The sequence below is a fragment of the Streptomyces sp. 71268 genome, from assembly GCF_029392895.1.
GTDB lineage: Bacteria > Actinomycetota > Actinomycetes > Streptomycetales > Streptomycetaceae > Streptomyces.
This window is the reverse complement of the sequence record NZ_CP114200.1, coordinates 5,297,771-5,313,637: the sequence shown is the minus strand read 5'-3', so window position 1 is coordinate 5,313,637 and position 15,867 is coordinate 5,297,771. Positions and strand designations below refer to the sequence as shown.

13 protein-coding genes are annotated in these 15,867 nt (G+C 74.5%); 4 read left to right on the top strand and 9 right to left on the bottom strand.

What is annotated here, in order from left to right; all coding sequences use genetic code 11:
• Positions 1 to 148 precede the first annotated feature (148 nt).
• Positions 149 to 598: a DUF6479 family protein gene (locus OYE22_RS20975; RefSeq protein ID WP_277321846.1), complete on the bottom strand. Its 450-nt coding sequence runs from the start codon at positions 596 to 598 to the stop codon at positions 149 to 151.
• Positions 599 to 1,071: 473 nt separating this feature from the next.
• Here OYE22_RS20975 and OYE22_RS20970 point away from each other — a divergent pair, with 473 nt between their 5' ends.
• Complete coding sequence (locus OYE22_RS20970) at positions 1,072 to 2,319, top strand: MFS transporter (protein WP_348652231.1); 1,248 nt, start codon at positions 1,072 to 1,074, stop codon at positions 2,317 to 2,319.
• 30 nt (positions 2,320 to 2,349) lie between these two features.
• On the opposite strand, the gene OYE22_RS20965 is transcribed toward OYE22_RS20970, so the two are convergent.
• From OYE22_RS20965 to OYE22_RS20955, 3 genes are all read right to left on the bottom strand, one after another.
• On the bottom strand, positions 2,350 to 3,459 hold the full coding sequence (locus OYE22_RS20965; RefSeq protein WP_277321845.1) for a MazG family protein: 1,110 nt from the start codon (positions 3,457 to 3,459) through the stop codon (positions 2,350 to 2,352).
• Positions 3,460 to 3,490: 31 nt separating this feature from the next.
• On the bottom strand, positions 3,491 to 4,135 hold the full coding sequence (locus OYE22_RS20960) for a SurA N-terminal domain-containing protein (RefSeq protein ID WP_277321844.1): 645 nt from the start codon (positions 4,133 to 4,135) through the stop codon (positions 3,491 to 3,493).
• Positions 4,136 to 4,414: 279 nt separating this feature from the next.
• Positions 4,415 to 5,143: an HNH endonuclease family protein gene (locus OYE22_RS20955; RefSeq protein ID WP_277321843.1), complete on the bottom strand. Its 729-nt coding sequence runs from the start codon at positions 5,141 to 5,143 to the stop codon at positions 4,415 to 4,417.
• Positions 5,144 to 5,409: 266 nt separating this feature from the next.
• Here OYE22_RS20955 and OYE22_RS20950 point away from each other — a divergent pair, with 266 nt between their 5' ends.
• Both OYE22_RS20950 and OYE22_RS20945 read left to right on the top strand, forming a co-directional pair.
• The gene (locus tag OYE22_RS20950) at positions 5,410 to 6,912 is read left to right on the top strand and encodes a DUF2079 domain-containing protein (protein WP_277321842.1); all 1,503 of its coding nucleotides are present in this window, start codon (positions 5,410 to 5,412) and stop codon (positions 6,910 to 6,912) included.
• 210 nt (positions 6,913 to 7,122) lie between these two features.
• Positions 7,123 to 7,542: an acyl-CoA thioesterase gene (locus OYE22_RS20945; protein ID WP_277321841.1), complete on the top strand. Its 420-nt coding sequence runs from the start codon at positions 7,123 to 7,125 to the stop codon at positions 7,540 to 7,542.
• A 104-nt stretch (positions 7,543 to 7,646) separates the two neighbouring features.
• On the opposite strand, the gene OYE22_RS20940 is transcribed toward OYE22_RS20945, so the two are convergent.
• From OYE22_RS20940 to OYE22_RS20930, 3 genes are all read right to left on the bottom strand, one after another.
• Positions 7,647 to 8,945, bottom strand: coding sequence for a DUF2786 domain-containing protein (locus OYE22_RS20940; RefSeq protein WP_277321840.1), 1,299 nt, complete (start codon positions 8,943 to 8,945; stop codon positions 7,647 to 7,649).
• Positions 8,946 to 9,282: 337 nt separating this feature from the next.
• Positions 9,283 to 10,554: an Ig-like domain-containing protein gene (locus tag OYE22_RS20935; protein WP_277321839.1), complete on the bottom strand. Its 1,272-nt coding sequence runs from the start codon at positions 10,552 to 10,554 to the stop codon at positions 9,283 to 9,285.
• Positions 10,555 to 10,919: 365 nt separating this feature from the next.
• Entirely contained in the window at positions 10,920 to 11,387 is a 468-nt protein-coding gene (locus tag OYE22_RS20930; protein ID WP_277321838.1) for a hypothetical protein, read from the bottom strand.
• Between the two features lie 109 nt (positions 11,388 to 11,496).
• Between OYE22_RS20930 and OYE22_RS20925 the strand changes: the two genes are divergently transcribed.
• Positions 11,497 to 11,781, top strand: a complete 285-nt coding sequence (locus OYE22_RS20925; protein WP_277321837.1) for a hypothetical protein — start codon at positions 11,497 to 11,499, stop codon at positions 11,779 to 11,781.
• A 61-nt stretch (positions 11,782 to 11,842) separates the two neighbouring features.
• Here the strand turns inward: OYE22_RS20925 and hutH are convergent, their stop codons facing one another.
• Together hutH and OYE22_RS20915 are read right to left on the bottom strand one after the other, a co-directional pair.
• Positions 11,843 to 13,399: a histidine ammonia-lyase gene (hutH, locus tag OYE22_RS20920; protein ID WP_277321836.1), complete on the bottom strand. Its 1,557-nt coding sequence runs from the start codon at positions 13,397 to 13,399 to the stop codon at positions 11,843 to 11,845.
• Between the two features lie 33 nt (positions 13,400 to 13,432).
• The gene (locus OYE22_RS20915) at positions 13,433 to 15,802 is read right to left on the bottom strand and encodes a hypothetical protein (RefSeq protein WP_277321835.1); all 2,370 of its coding nucleotides are present in this window, start codon (positions 15,800 to 15,802) and stop codon (positions 13,433 to 13,435) included.
• Positions 15,803 to 15,867 lie beyond the last annotated feature (65 nt).

Genomic DNA, 15,867 nt, shown 5'->3' with positions numbered 1-15,867 from the left:
TCGGGGGTCTGGGCCAGCGGGCAGGTCGGGGCCGGCGGGCGGGGAGCGGTTTCTTCGGGCACCCTCCGACGCTACTCGCCCCGCGCCGGCCCCCGGCGCGGTGGCGCGGCGCCGGGGCGGCCGGGCGAAGGGGCGGCGGAGCGGCGGGTTACTTGCGGCGGCGCCGGCCGGTGTACTCGCCCTCGCGGGCGGGCCTGGTGCCCTCGTTGCCGTGGTCCTTGAACTCGTACGGCATCATCCGGTGCCGCCCGTCGTGCTTCGGCACCTCGTCCGGCACCCGATGCTGGGTTTCGTAGCCGGTCTCCTCACCCTCCTGGTGGCCGGGGCCGTGGTCCGGTGGGCAGTGGCCGGAGCGGTGTTCTTCGGAGGTCTCCCACGCGCCGGAGCGCCGCTGGGGCTCCTGCGGGGGCGGCGGCTCGCGGTCTCGACGGCGGAGACCGTAGACCACGGCCAGGATCAGCACGGCGACGACGGCGAGCCCGGCCACGAAGGGCGCGATGCCGACCAGGTGGTCGCGTTTGACGGCGAGCTCGACGACCACGTCGGAGGCCGAGCCCGTCGGATAACCGGTGGTGGGGGCCATGCTCTGGATGTTCATGGGCCACGGGTACCCCTCTTGTCCGTGCTCAGTCGGCCCAACTGGACAAAACGGCGCACGCGCCTCGGGTTCCCCCGCCCGCACGCGGCTCCCGGGCGCCCCGGCCACCGTCGGCGAGCAGGACGGACGGGGCGATTAAGCGCTGGACGCCCCCGTGCTCGTCGGGGGAGGGTCGGGCGGGCGCCGCGCCCCGACGCGCGGGGCACGACCGGCCCGACAGGAGGCGCGCGGCGAGGATGGCGGAGGAGAACATGCGGGACGACGGCGTACGGAGGACGGCGCCGGACGCGGCCAGGCCGCCCGCGACCGGGACGCGCGGAAGCGAGACCCACGCGTCCGGGGCGCGCGGAAGCGGGTCACACGCGGCCAAGCCGCCCGCGACCGGGGCGCGCGGAAGCGGGTCACACGCGACCGGGTCGCACGGGAGCGGACCGCGCGAGGACGGGTCGCGAGCGGCCGGGACGGGAGGCACCGTGCGGGACGCGGCCGGTTCAGGCGGCGACGGGCCGGGCGGCGCCGAGCCGGAGGCGGGCGCGCCGGGCGTCGGGCGCGGCCTGTTGCTGCTGATGTCGGTGGCGGCCGGCCTGTCCGTGGCGGGCAACTACTTCGCCCAGCCCCTCCTCGACACCATCGGCGACGACCTGGGCCTCGGCTCCTCGCTGGCCGCGCTCGTGGTCACGGTGGCCCAGGTGGGCTACGGGCTCGGCCTGGTCCTGCTGGTCCCGCTCGGTGACCTGGTCGAGCGGCGGCGGCTCGCGGTCGGCCTCACCGCGGCCACCGCCGCCTTCCTCACCGTGACCGCCAGCGCCCCGAACGGGGTCCTGCTCCTCGTCGGCACCGCTCTGACCGGCTTCACCTCGGTCGCGGCCCAGGTCGTCGTCCCGTACGCGGCCACCCTCGCCGCGCCGCACGAGCGCGGGCGCACCGTGGGCACCGTCATGTCCGGGCTGCTGCTCGGCATCCTGCTGGCCCGCACGGCGGCCGGCGTGCTGGCCGACCTCGGTGGCTGGCGCACCGTCTACTGGGTCAACGCCACCCTGATGGCGATTCTCGCGGTGCTGCTCCACCGCTACCTGCCCCGGCTGCGGCCCACCTCCACGCTCCGCTACCCGGCGCTGCTGCGCTCGACGGCCGCGCTGCTCGGGCAGGAGCCGGTACTGCGGCGGCGGGCGGCGATCGGGGCGCTGACGTTCGGCTCGTTCAGCGTCCTGTGGACCGCGATGACCTTTCTGCTCTCCGGGCCCGACTACCGCTGGTCCGACTCGGCGATCGGACTCCTCGGCCTGGTGGGGGCGGCCAGCTCCCTCGTCGCCTCGATCAGCGGCCGGCTGGCCGACCGTGGCCTGGCCCACCAGGTGAGCCGCGTCGGCGCGCTGCTGTTGCTGCTCTCCTGGGGGCCGCTGCTCGCCGCGGGCCCCGGCGGCCCGTGGGCGGTGGCCGCGCTGCTGCTCGGCGTGCTGACCCTGGACCTGGCCGTGCAGGGCGTCCACATCAGCAACCAGAACCTGGTGTACGCGGTGCGCCCCGAGGCCCGTAACCGGCTCAACTCCGCCTACATGAGCAGCTACTTCGCCGGCGGCGCGGCGGGGTCGGCGATCACGTCGGGCGTGTGGGCCGCGGGCGGCTGGCCGGCGACCTGCGTGGCGGGCGCGGCCCTCGCGGCCGGCGCGCTGCTCCTCGCGGCACCGCCCGCGCCCCGGGCCGCCGCGCCGAGCCCGTAACGGGCGGCGCCGCGCGGGCCCGGGCGGCGGCTACTCAGCCGACTCCCCGGCCCCCGTGGCGCCCGACGCCCGCCCGTCGGACTCCTCCGCCGCGCGGATCGCGTCCCGGTAGGTGCGCGCGGCGGCCCGCAGCGCCGTCTCGGGGTCGATGCCCGCCGCCTCGGCGCGGGCCGCGAGCGCCAGCAGCTCGTAGCCGACACCGGGGCCCTCGGGCAACGCGGAGATGCCGGCCTTACGGGCCCGCAGCGCGAGCTTGGCGGCCAGCGCGAGCGCGGGCTGACCGAGCGGGACGCCCTCGGTGACCGAGCCGCGCTGCTTCTCGACCGCCTTGGTCCGTAGCCACAGCTCCTTGACCTCCTCGGGCGTGCGCGCGGTCGCGTCGCCGAAGATGTGCGGGTGGCGGCGGACCAGCTTGTCCACGATGGTGGCCGCGACGTCGTCGATGCCGAACGGCTCCGCCGGGTCGTCCTGCGCGACGCGGGCGTGGAAGACGACCTGGAGCAGCACGTCGCCGAGTTCCTCGCGCAGCTCGTCGCGGTCCCCGGCCTCGATGGCCTCGACCAGCTCGTACGCCTCCTCGATGCCGTACTTGGCCAGGTCCTGGTGGGTGCGCTGGCTGCTCCACGGGCAGGCGAGCCGGATCTGGTCCATGATCTGCACCAGGTCCAGGAGGCGCGCCCCGGGCAGGTCGTACGAGCCGGGCAGCAGCTCCAGGTCGGGCACGGCGGCGCGGCCCGAGCCGGCGAGGGCGGCCAGCTCGTTGGTGAGGGCGGACTCGCCGGCGGCCGAGGTCACCACGACGACGGTGTGCCCGCCGGCGGTCGCCTCGGCCTCATCGTCGCCATGAGCCCGATCATCGGCATGCGCCCCACCGTCAGCGGCGGCGGGGGCGTCGGCGACGCAGTACGCCACCAGGGTGCGGGCGTCGGCCTCGGCGATCTCGACGGCGATCCCCGCGTCCCGCAGGTACGGGAGTTGGGGGTGGTCCGCGTCGGCGCACAGCACCCGGTCCGCCGCGCGCAGCGTCTGCCACGCGGGCCAGGACAACAGGCCCGGCGCGACCCGGTGGGTGGTGGTGAGCAGGACGAGTCGGCCGGTGCCGGGGGCGGCCTGGGGGGCCGACGTTCGAGGAGCGTTCACCCCTCGAACGTAACCCACCCGGGGGAGCCGGCTACGCCGGGCGCCGCTCCGGCTCGTTGACCTTGATCCACGGCTCCTTGGTCGGCACGGCCCGGCCCTGCAGGCTGTCCCAACTGCCGTAACGCGGGTTCACGTCGATGCCAAGGCGCTTGGAGGTGGACTGGAACGCGGTCACGGCGGGGCCCTCACCGAGTTGCTGGATCAGCTTCATGCGCAGCAGCTCGACCCGCATCGTGGCGTTGATCTGCTGCGGCGCGATGCCCTGCTCAAGGAAGACGGCGCGCAGCGCCTTGGCGCCGCCCGGCCGGTTCTCGGCCCGCTTGACCTCCTGCTGCACCTCGCGCGGCGTGACCTTGATGCCGTTGTCCTTGGCGGCGCGCTCCACCACCCTGGTGTGGATCATGCGGATCAGCGTGTCCCGGCTGAGCTGCCCCGAGCGCGCGATCAGCTCGGTGCCCTGCGGGGAGTCACGCTGGGCGTCCCGTACGTCCCTGACCTGCGACTGGAGCTGCGAGACGGTGATCCGGTCACCGTCCACCACGGCCGCCGCCCCGGGGTGCGCCTCGCTTCCGCAGCCGGTGAGCAGCGGCACCGTGCCGAGCAGTGCCACGGCGGAGACGGCGAGCGCGGGCCTACGGCTCCGCGCGGTCCTGGGGCTTCGAAGCGAACGCAGCATGGAGCCTCCCGGCAAGGTTCAAGACCTGAGGAGGGGCGGGCGGAACCCCTCCAGGGGTGTGCGCATCGACCTGGCGTTGATCGATGGTAAGGAGTCGCAGCGGCGGTAGCCACTGGTTCGACCAACGATTCGTGTTCGGTTGGGATGCGCGAGCGGGACGTACGGGCGAATTAGCGGACGGATCACCGCCCGCGCGCCCGCCCTTCGCCCCGCCCCGGCGGGCCCGCCGGGGCGGCGCGTCGGCCCAGCGGCTCGGCGCGTCCGCCCCGGCCCGCCGGCTCAGCGGCCCGGCGCGTCGGTGGGGGCGGTGCCCACCGGCAGGGCCGTCGTCGGGCAGCCGCGCAGCACCCGGGCCATCGCGTCCTTCTCGGCGCGCGTGACCCACACCCCGTACTTCTTCTTCACCGCGACCTGCCGCGCCACGTACGGGCAGCGGTAGCCGGTGTTGGCCGGCAGCCAGGTCGCGGCGTCGCCGTCGCTCTTGCGGCGGTTGGCCGACGCCTCGACCGCGATCAGGTTGAGCGGGTCGTTGGCGAAGGCGATCCGCTTGCCGCGCGGCCACCGGCCGGCGCCCTTCTGCCAGGCGTCGGAGAGCGCGACGACGTGGTCGATGTCCACCTTGCTGCGGCCGCGCCGGTAGGCGATGTCGCGGCCGGTGTACGGGTCGTCGGCCAGGGTGCCGGCGACGACGACGCACTTGCCGTCGCGGAACCGCACGTCCTTCAGGTCGCGCCGGAGGATGTCGTCGCGGGTGCCGCAGCCGTTGCGGTCGGTGTCGGTCCACGCCCGGCCGAACTGGCCGCGCTCGTACCCGGTCCTGGGCGCGCGCCCCTTGACCGCCAGGTCGTCCAGGGCCCGCAGCGCGCTGGCCGTGCCAGCGCTCGGCGCGGGCCCGCCGCTCGGCGACCCGCCCTTGTCCGACCCGTCCTGGTCGGGCGAGCAGCCGGTGAGCGCGAGCAGCGCGGCGAGGGCCGCGGCGGGCAGGGCGGTGCGGCGGGCGCGTATCACGGGGTGCTGTCCGTTCGTCAGGCGTGGGGCGTGGGTGTGCCGTGGGCGGCATCACGGTACGGGCTGGCGCGGCGCGAGGTGGCCGGGGCGACGCGATCGGCGCGGACCCGCCGTCCGGACCTCGGTCCGGGCCGGTGACACCCCTGCTGGGAGCGGGTCCGATTCGCGTATCTTTGCGGCGGGGGTGGGCTCCTTCGTCCCCGCGCGCGGGCACCGCGCACCGCGCCGCGCACCGTCACCGCCGCTCGCAGCCAAAGGACCGCACCATGGATTCGGCCCCCTCCGTCGCCGCCTCAGCCGAGTCGGCGGTGCCCGACGGCTCCCCCGACGACGCCGCCGACGCGCAGCCCACCGGGCACCGACTCCGGCGCTTCGCGCGGCGGCTGGGGGAGGCCAGGTTCGACCCGTACTGGCTGGCCGCCGCGCTGTTCGTGGCGTACGCGACGCTGTCGGTCACCCGGTACCGCCGGTTCGCGTCGATGTCCTGGGACCTGGGGATATTCGAGCAGGCGGTGCGCTCCTACGCGCACCTCCAGGCGCCCATCGTCGACCTCAAGGGGCCGGGCACCAACGTGCTCGGCGACCACTTCAGCCCGGTCACCGCGCTGCTCGCGCCGTTCTACCGGGTCTTCCCCAGCCCGGTGACGCTGCTGGTGGCGCAGGCCGTGCTGTTCGCCGTCTCGGTCGTGCCGGTCACCCGGGTCGCGGCGCGCCTGCTCGGCCGCCGCCGTGGCCTGGCCGTCGGCGTCGCGTACGGCGTCTCGTGGGGCGTGCAGCGGGCCGTGGACTTCGACTTCCACGAGATCTGCTTCGCCGTCCCGCTGATCGCCTTCGCCCTTGAGGCGCTGCTGCGCGAGCGCTGGCTGGCGGCGGCGTGCTGGGCGGCGCCGCTGGTGCTGGTCAAGGAGGACCTCGGGGCCACCGTCGCGGCGATCGGCGTGGTGCTGTTCCTGCGCGGGCGCCGCGCGCATGAGAAGGTGACGCCGCTGGCCCTGGGCCTGATCGGATTCGGCGTACTGGCCTCGGCGTTCGCGCTCGGCGTGGTGATCCCGGAGTTCAACACCAGCGGCTCGTACGACTACTGGAACAAGATCGACGCCGAGGGCGGCGGCCCGGCCCCCACCATCCCGCTGGAGACGGCGCTGCGCACGTTGGCCTGGGTCCTGGTGCCCACCACCGGGCTGCTCGCGCTGCGCTCGCCGCTGCTGCTCGTGGCGCTGCCGACGCTGGGGTGGCGGTTCGTCTCGCACGAGGAGCACTACTGGGGCACCGACTGGCACTACAGCGCCGTGCTGATGCCGGTGGTCTTCCTCGCCCTCGTGGACGCGGTCCACCGCTCGCGGCGCAGCCGGCGCGGCTGGCTGCGCGGCTACGCCGACCAGTTGCCGGCCGCGGCCGCCGCCGCGGGCCTGGCGCTGTGCACGGCGCTGCCGATGGCCGGGCTCACCGAGGCGGACACCTACCGCAAGCCGGCCTGGGTCAACGAGGCGGAGCAGCTGCTCGACCGCGTCCCCGACGATGCCACGGTGGAGGCCAACATAGGGCCGATCAGCCGCCTCACGCAGCGCTGCCGGGTGCTGTGGATCGGCGACACCCGAGGCGTGCTGCCGGACTACATCGCCCTGCACGAGCCGAACGGCCGCACCCCGGACCAACTCGTCGACTACGCCCGCCAACTGCACCCCACCGCGCGGTACGCGCACGTCGGCAGCGCGGGCGGTGTCGAACTGCTGGCCCGGGTCGGCGGCGCGGGCCAGGCCACGGCATAGCGGCCGGACGGTGCCCGGGGCGGCGGCGCCGGGGGCGTGCGGGGCGGGGCGTACGGGGCGCGCGGCCCGGTGGCTGTGCGCAGGGCCACACCGTCCGGCGTTTGCCTGGCGACCCGGCACCGGCGATAGTCACGGGTGGTCAACCGACCACGCAGGTCTGGCAGAACGGGCCGCCACGGCCCGGCAGACGAGAACCGAACGAGGGGTCCCATGCAGCCGATCACCGTGCCGATCACCGTACGTGGCTATGAGACGGACTCGCAGGGACACCTCAACATGAGCGTGTACATCCAGTACGCGGAGCACGCCCGGTGGGGCCTGTTCCAGGCCGCGGGGCTGACGCAGGCGGCGCTGCTCAAGGCGGGCGTGGGGCCGGTCAACCTGGAGACCAACATCAAGTACCTGCGCGAACTGCGCGCCGGCGACGAGGTCGAGGTGAGCTGCGCGGTCGTGTGGGGCGAGCGGAAGACGTTCGGCATCGAGCAGACCATCACCAAGCGGGACGGCGCGGTCGCCGCCGAACTGCGCAGCGTGGTCGGCATGCTCGACCTCGCCGAGCGCCGCATGGTGGCCGACCCGCGCGGCTGCCTGCGCGACCTCGGCGCCGACCCGAAGATCCTCGACCTCTGAGTCAGCCGCTGGCCCGGTCATCCTCGTGGCCAGCGCTCCCCCGGGACCAGTGCTTTCCCGGGGCGGGTACTTTCCCTTGAGCGGGAGCGCGGCCGGCGGGGCGGCTAGCGCAGCCGCGCCTCGTCGGCCGCCGCGAGGCCCGAGGCCCAGCCGTGCGCGTCGCGCCCCCTGAGCCGGTGCGAGACGGTCCGCGGGAACATCCGCTCGGCCGCGTCGCCCACGCTCACCTCGCGCGCCGCGAGCACCGGCAGCGGGTCGGCCGTCCGCTCCCGCGCCGCCTCGTGCGCCGCCTCCCGCTCGGCCTGCCGGGCGGCGCCCGCCAGCCGTTCGCGGATGCGGCCCGCGTAGGCGATCAGGAACGACTCGCGGAAGTCACGGGTGCGGCGGGCCCGGCCGCCGGCGTGGTGGCGGTCGCCGGCCCGTCGCATCGCGGTCGTCGCCTGCACCAGCAGCGAGGTGTGCAGCAACTCCACGAGTTCCAGGTCCGCGGGGTAGCCCACGACCGTGGAGAAGGCGAACTCGGCGGACCACACGGCCTGGCAGCGGTTAGCCTCGGCCACCGCGTCGAGCAACAGCGCCTTGGCCGACTCGTACGGGCCCTCCACGCCGATCCGGCACGCCCGCGGCCCGTCGTCGTCCAGCGCCCCGGGGCCGCCCGGCCGTGCCGGGTCCCGGGCCGCGAGCAGGGCCTCGTCGATGCTGTGCCGGGCCATCAGTTGCTGGGCCTTGGCCGTGAGCGCCTCGGCCTCCTCGGGGAACTCCGTCGACTCCGCCTTGGCCAGCAGCGCCCGTACCCGCTCCAGGAAGCGCGGGTCGGCGCCCCGCTGGGCATCGCGCGCGGGAGCGCCGCCGGTGGGGCGCGGGCCGCCGCGCGCGCCGGCGTACGGGCCGGGCGGCGGGCCGACGGGGGTCAGCGGCGGCAACTGGCCGACGAACCGCAGCACGTCGAGGGCGCGGTGCGCCACCTCGAAGCGGCTGGCCCGCTCCCGGCGCGCCAGGGCGTCCAGGTAGCCGGCGGCGCCGCCGTCCCACCACACCCGGGCCTCCGGCGCCCGCAGTTGGGCCGACCAGCGCTCGGGCAGTTCGGCGGGCGGGCGGCGGCGGGTGTCCTCGGCGATCAGGTCGAGGACCAACCCGGCCCGGTCGGCGGGGCGTTCGCGGCGTAGCAGCCGCACCACGTCCGCCGGGTCCCAGCCACTCCCCCAGCACCGGGCGAGGCTGGCACGCGCGGCGCGCAGCAGCGCGCGGCTGACCACCGGGGCGCCGCCGGGCGCGGCGGCGAGGGCGGACGCGCCGGCGTCCAGCGCCAGGTCCACCGCGTCCGCGTCGGCGCCGGCCGGCACGCCCAGCACCTCCCGCAGCACCCGCTCCACCAGCGCGCCGGTCTCCTCGCGCTCACCCACCACAGCCTCCCGCCGTCACGCCTGCCCGCCTCTGCCGCTTGCCCACCCACACCGCCGGCCCGCCCCTGCCGCCCGCCTGCTCCTGCCGCCCGACCGTCCCGCCCGTACGCGCCCCACTCCACCACACCGGCACCCGACCGCCAGGGCCGCCAGGCCCGTCCGAGGGGGACGGCGCCGCTGGGGGCGATACGACGTCCGCCGGGCGGCGATCGGCGGGGAGCCGATCGCCGCCCGGCGGCGGGGAGGGGGTCGGGCCGTCGGCCCGGGTGGGTCAGCGCGCGGAGGCGCGGACCCGGGTGGAGTTCAGCGGGTGGGGTTCAGCCGGCTGGTGGGAGAGTCAGACGGCGCTGCCCGCGACCCACTCGTTCCAGTCCATGTTCCAGCCGTTGAGCCCGTTGTCCGGCTTGATGGTCTTGTCCGGGGAGTTCTTCATCACGACGACGTCGCCGAGGATGGTCTGCTCGTAGAACCAGGCGCCGTCCTGCGAGGGGTCGCCCGCGCCCTTGGCGTCGTTCAGGCCGATGCAGCCGTGGCTGGTGTTGGCGGCGCCGAAGATCGAGTCGGAGCCCCAGTAGTTGCCGTGGATGAAGGTGCCCGACGTGGACAGCCGCATGGCGTGCGGCACGTCCTTGATGTCGTACTCGCCCTTGCCGTCCTTGCCGGTGAAGCCGACCGTCGAGCCGTCCATCCGGGTCTCCTTGAACTTCTCGGAGATCACCATCTGGCCGTTGTAGGTCGGGTTCTCGGCGCTGCCCGCCGAGATCGGGATGTCCTTGATCTTCTTGCCGTCGCGCACCACGGTCATCCGCTTGGTCTTCGCGTCCACCGTGCTGACCTGCGAGCGGCCGATCTTGAAGCTGACGGTCTTGTCCTGGACGCCCTTGACGCCGTTGGACGCCTCGACGCCGTCGAGCTTCATCTTCATCGTCACCTGCGACCCGGCCTTCCAGTACTCCTTGGGCCGGAAGTCGAGGCGGTTGGCGCTGAACCAGTGGCCGACGATCTCCTGGCCACTGGTGCTCGTGACGTTGATCGCGGACTGCACGTCCTTCTTGTTCGTCACGGGCTTGTCGAAGTTGATCGACACGGGCATGCCGACGCCGACCGTGGAGCCGTCCTCGGGCGTGAAGTTCCCGATGAAGCTGTTGCTCGGGGAGACGGTCGTGAAGGACGTGTTCTCCGTGGCCTTGCGGCCCTCGGAGTCCTGCGCGGTCGCCTTGATCTTGTACACGGTCGAGCGCTCAAGCTGCCCGCTCGGCTTCCAGGAGGTGCCGTCCGGGGATATCACGCCGGGGACCTCGGTCCCCGCGGCGCTGGTCATGCTGACCTCGGACAGCTTGCCGCCACTCACGGTGACCTTGGCGTCACTGTTGATGCCGGCGTTGTCGGCGCCGTCCTTCGGCGTGATCTTGATGTGCGCGTCGGACGCGTCCTTGGCCGCGGCCTTGTCCACCTGGGCCTGCGACTTGCCCGGCTTCTCCTTGTCGCCACCGCCGTCGCCACCGTCGTCCCCGCCACAGGCGGAGAGGGTCAGTACGCCGCCGAGCAGCGCAGCCACGGCCACGAGGCCCTTGCGGCGCTTGCCGTCCGTCATCACACGCTTCTCCATTACTGCTGAACCCCGTCAATCCCCGAGCCGGACGGTCGGGCAGACACGCGTACCGGCCACTGCATATGAACGCGTGCACCTTTTGGCCCGTTCCACTACCAGTGAAACTGTGGGCAAGGCCACTCACCAAAAGACCCCGGTCAGACCATATGCCTGACCGGGGCTCCGGTGGTACGGGTCAGCGTCCGCCGCCCCCTTCCCGCATCGGTTTCGTTACCCTCCCGCCTCGCCCACCCAGCATCTTCCCGCCCTGCCCAGCCGGCATCCTCCCGCTCCTCCCGCGCAGCGCCCAGCCGCGCGGCGCGCGGGCCCGGGTTCGCGCCGCCCGGCGCGGGTGCGGGGCGGATCGGCGCGCGGCGGGCGCCTCACGGCTGCCGGTAGCCACCGGCGGCCCAGCCGCCGGCCGGGTCGTAGGTGGCGTCGGGGTCGTCCGCCGCGGCGTCGATCCGCCCGCCGAGCCCCACGTCGTGGCCGGCGCCGTCCTCATCGTCACGGTCGTCCGGCAGGTCGTCGTCGTACAGGTCCTCGTCGTCGTCCAGGCCCCACACCTGGGCGTCCGGGTCGAAGTCGACGGGCTCGCTGCTCCACGACGCCTGGGCCAGCTCGATCCCGGGCACCTCCTTGACCAGGGCGTACGGATCGATGAGGTAGGCGAGCGCCTCGGCCTGGTCGTCGCGGATGGCCACCCGCGCGTGCGCGCGTTCCTCCTCGGGCATGAACGCGTCGCCGTCGATCTGTTCCCGCGCGGCGACGGCGAGTTGTTCGGCGTCGTTGATGTCGAGTACGAGCTCCACGCGAAGCCGTACGAACGTGGATGTTTCCGGAGTGCTCATGTTCCGGAGCGTAGGCGGCCCGCGCCCAGCCTTCCGCGCGACCCGCAGCGGTCACTACCATCGGCCGATACAGGGCCAATTGGCCGCCAGCACAAGGGGGATCTCCTACGTGACCACCGCACGCCGACCACTGCTCACCGCCGCTGCCGCCGGCGCGTTGCTGTGTGCTCTGTGGTTCGTGCCCTCCGCCAAGGCGACGGAGGACGGCCCCGAGAACCGTCAGCCCTCGTCCCGACCGGTCCCCGCCGCGGGCCCGAACGCCCCCGCCGGCCAGGCGCGGCTGGCCGAGTCCGGCAGCATCGACACCACCCCGTACGTGGTGGGCGGCGTCGGCTTCCTCGGCCTCGGCGCGGCGATGGTCACCGTCTCGCTGCGCCGCTCGCGCGCCCACTGAGCACCCGGTCGGGCCAGGCTGTCCGCCGGGCCCGACCGTCTCGGGGCGCGCCCCCGTGGGGTCAGGCCAGCGGGCCCGTCACCGGCTCCACGGCCTCGATGAGCGCCCCCGAGCGCACGAACGCCTCGGCCGCGGCCAGGTCAGGGGCGAGGAAACGGTCCGCCCCGGGGCCCTCGACACCGGCCGCGCGCACGGCGGCGAGCACGGCCTGGGTGGCCGGCGCCGGGGTCATGCCCTCGCGCAGTTCGATGGCGCGGGTCGCGGTGACCAGCTCGACCGCGATGATCCGGGTCAGGTTGTCCACCGCCGTACGCAGCTTGCGCGCGGCCGACCAGCCCATCGAGACGTGGTCCTCCTGCATCGCGGAGGACGGGATGGAGTCGACCGAGGCCGGCACCGCCAACCGCTTCAACTCGCTGACCAGGGCGGCCTGCGTGTACTGAGCGATCATCAGGCCGGAGTCCACGCCCGCGTCGTCGGCGAGGAACGGCGGCAGGCCGTGCGAGCGGTTCTTGTCCAGGAGTCGGTCGGTGCGCCGTTCGGCGATGGAGCCGAGGTCGGCGACGGCGATGGCGAGGAAGTCCAGGACGTAGCCGACCGGCGCGCCGTGGAAGTTGCCGTTGGACTCGACCCGGCCCGTGCCGTCGGCCTCGCGCAGCACCACGGGGTTGTCCACCGCGGCGGCCAGTTCACGCTCGGCCACCAGGCGCGCGTGCGCCAGGGTGTCCCGGCCGGCGCCGGCGACCTGCGGCGCGCAGCGGATGGAGTACGCGTCCTGCACCCGGGGCGCGTCGTCCTGGTGATGACCCGTCAGCCCGGAGCCGGCCAGCACGCGCAGCATGTTGTCGGCGCTGGCCGCCTGCCCGGGGTGCGGGCGGATGGCGTGCAGCTCGGGGGCGAGCACCCGGTCCGTGCCGAGCAGCGCCTCAAGCGAGAGGGCGGCCGTGATGTCGGCCGAGGTGAACAGGCGGGCCAGGTCGGCGCAGGCCATGACGAGCATGCCCAGCATGCCGTCGGTGCCGTTCAGCAGCGCGAGCCCCTCCTTCTCGCGCAGCTCGACCGGCGCGATGCCGTGCTCGGCGAGCAGCTCGGCGGCGGGCCGGGTCACGCCGTCGGGGCCCTGCGCCTCGCCCTCGCCGAGGAGGGTGAGCGCGCAGTGCGAGAGCGGCGCGAGGTCGCCGGAGCAGCCGAGCGAGCCGTACTCGTGCACCACCGGGGTGATCCCGGCGTTCAGGATCGCGGCCATCGTCTCGACCACCACGGGTCGGACCCCGGTATGCCCGGAGGCCAACGTCTTCAGGCGCAGGAACATCAGCGCGCGCACCACCTCGCGCTCGACGTGCCGCCCCATGCCGGCCGCGTGCGAGCGCACGATGTTGCGCTGCAACCGGGCGCGCAGCTCGGGGCTGATGTGCCGGACGGCGAGCGCCCCGAACCCCGTCGAGACCCCGTACACGGGGTCGGGCTTGGCCGCGAGTTCGTCGATGACCTGGCGCGAGGCCGCGACACCGGCCAGGGACTGCGGCGACAGCTCGACGCGCGCCAGCCCGCGCGCCACAGCGATCACGTCCTCGGCGGTCGTACCGGACGTCCCCACCACCACAGATTGCATATCCATATTCAGGCACCCTAGAGACTGAATCGCGACCTGTCACCATCCGTTCGTCGCGACCTCCGCGTCCGCCGCCTCGTCCGCCCCGCGCCCCGCGAGCCCCGGTATCTTGCGGACGAACTCCCGCTGCCGCTGCCTGCGCTCGCGCCGCAGGCCGTCCTTGGCGACCTGGTCCAGGGCCTTCTTCCGCTTCTTGCGGGCGGCCTTGCGGAGCCGGGTGAACTCGGCCAGTTCCCCGGGGTCCCCCTGGCGCAGCGCTTCCAGCAGGCACTGCTCGTACGCGGCGGTCTCGGCGGCGGAGGCCGCGAGCGCCACCGCCAGCCTGACCCGCTCCGGGACCGGCGCGCCCAGCGCCACGTCCCGTACGAGCGACCGCGCGAGCCGCTCGTCCCGGCTGGCCAGGTCCGACAGCAGGCCCAGGAAACGGGCGCGGTCGCCGCTGCCCGCCTGGGCCAGCAGGGAGCGCGCGTCCTGGGGGTGCCCAGCCGCCGCCAGGGCGCAGGCCAGATCCACGACGTCGCCGACCGAGGCCCGGTGGGCGTGGTCCCGCAACGCGGCGGGGGCCAGCAGGTCGCTGCCGCGTTGGCGCACGCTGCGCACCAGGTGCACCGCGTGCCCGGCGAAGTGGCTGCGCAGCCCCTTCCAGAAGACCCGGCTCGCGTGACCGCGCGCCCCGCACTCGCCCAGCCGCGCGATGAGCACCGCGAGTTCCTCCGGTGTCTGCACCGCACAGGCTTCGGAGAGGATCGTCCAGGCGCCGCCCTCCAGGCTGTCGTCGACCACCGCGACCAGCGAGGCCGCCTCGTCCGGGCCGTGCGCCCGCAACGCCTGGGTCAGTACGTCGACCGCGTGCTGCCAGTGCCCGGCGACGTACAGCGCGCCCACCAGCCTCCCGACCTCCGGCACGCTCCAGTCGCCCACCGCGTGGGAGAGCAGCCAGGTGGCCCGCTCGTGGAGGCTCGCCGTGTTCAGCGCCGTGACCAGCGCGACCAGGTACCCGTGCTCGTGCCGCCGGTGGTTGACGCTGTGCCACAGCAGCCGGTCCGCGCCGGAGCGCGCGAACCGGGAGACCATCACGGCCAGGTCCACGACGTCGCGGGCGGGCCGCGTCTCGGCCGCCACCCGTTCCAGGCAGGTCGCCGCCTCGCGGGACGGGCCCACCGCCAGCAGCTCGCACAGCTCGGCCACCTCCTGGACGGAGCGCTCCCGCGCGCACACCTCCAGAGCGGCTTCGACCGTCTGCCGGGCGCCCACCCCGTCGAGCAGGACGACCAGGTCCACCACGTCCGTGACGGGTTTGACGGTGGTGGCGGCCCCCAGGTACACCCGCGCGCTGGCCCTCTGCCCGAACCGGACCAGATTCAGCACCACGTGCGCGATGTCGGACATCGAGTGGATCTCCAGCGAGGTCTTCATGACGGTCGCCGTGGCGGCCTCCAGACCCTCCCCGCCGAAGTGCCGGATGAAGACGGCGACGTCGGCGGCGGGCCGCACCAGCACCAGGGCGGGCAGCGCCGCCTCCGCCTGCCGGTGGTGCCCCGCTCCGTACAACGCCTCGATCAGGGTGGCGGCCTCCTCCACCGGCCGCGACTGGCCCGCCGACTTCACCAGCTCGGTGGCCATCGCGGTACGCCCCGGCACGCTCAGGTGGGTCACCAGGTCGACCAGTTGGGGTACCGAGGCCGTACGGTCCGTCGTCTCCAGGATCTCCAGCAGACCCGGCCGCTCGCCGGCCTCCCCGGCCCGCTTCTCGGCCTCGGCGAGCTGCCCCTCCAGCCGGGTGCACTGCTCCTCGGCCTCGCTGACCTCCCGCTTGGCTTCGGCCAGCGCGCCCTGGAGGTCGTCCACCTCGCGCAGCAGCCGGTCGCGCTCCTCCCGCAGCTCCTGGTAGGTGCCGCGCCAGGCGATCAGCGCCTGGCCGTACGCGTGGCGGTCCGCCGCGCGCTCCTCCTCCAGCCGGTTGATCTTGCGCTGGAGCGTCGCGAGCCGCCGTTCCCGGTCCCGTAAGACCTCGGTCAGCGCCCCGGCCAGCTTCTTGCCCTGGCGCGCCTCCGCGTCGGCCTCGGCGAGCCGGTCGTGGAGCCGCTGGACCTCGGAGGCGGCGGAGCCGGCCCGCCGCGACCTGCCGTGCAACTTCCGCAGCAACTCCTCGACCTCGGCCGTGACCGGCTTGCCCTCGTCGGCGAGGTCGGTCATCAGGTTCGCGATGAACGACCAGGGCGGGGTGCGGCCACCGTTCAGGTAGCGGGAGACCGTTCCCTTGTCGAGGTGCCGGTGTATCGCGTAGCGCCGGACGCTGGTTTCCAGGCACGCGAACAGCTCGCGCAGCGTCTGGGCCAACGCCCGCTTGTCCTCGGCCAGTCCGGTGTTCAGCGGGGCCAGTGCCCCTGCCGTGCTCTCGCCTGCCACGCCCGCCCCTTGACTCGGTGTGTCGCGGGCCCGCTGACGTGTCCCGCCGCTCGCGTCGGCGGGGA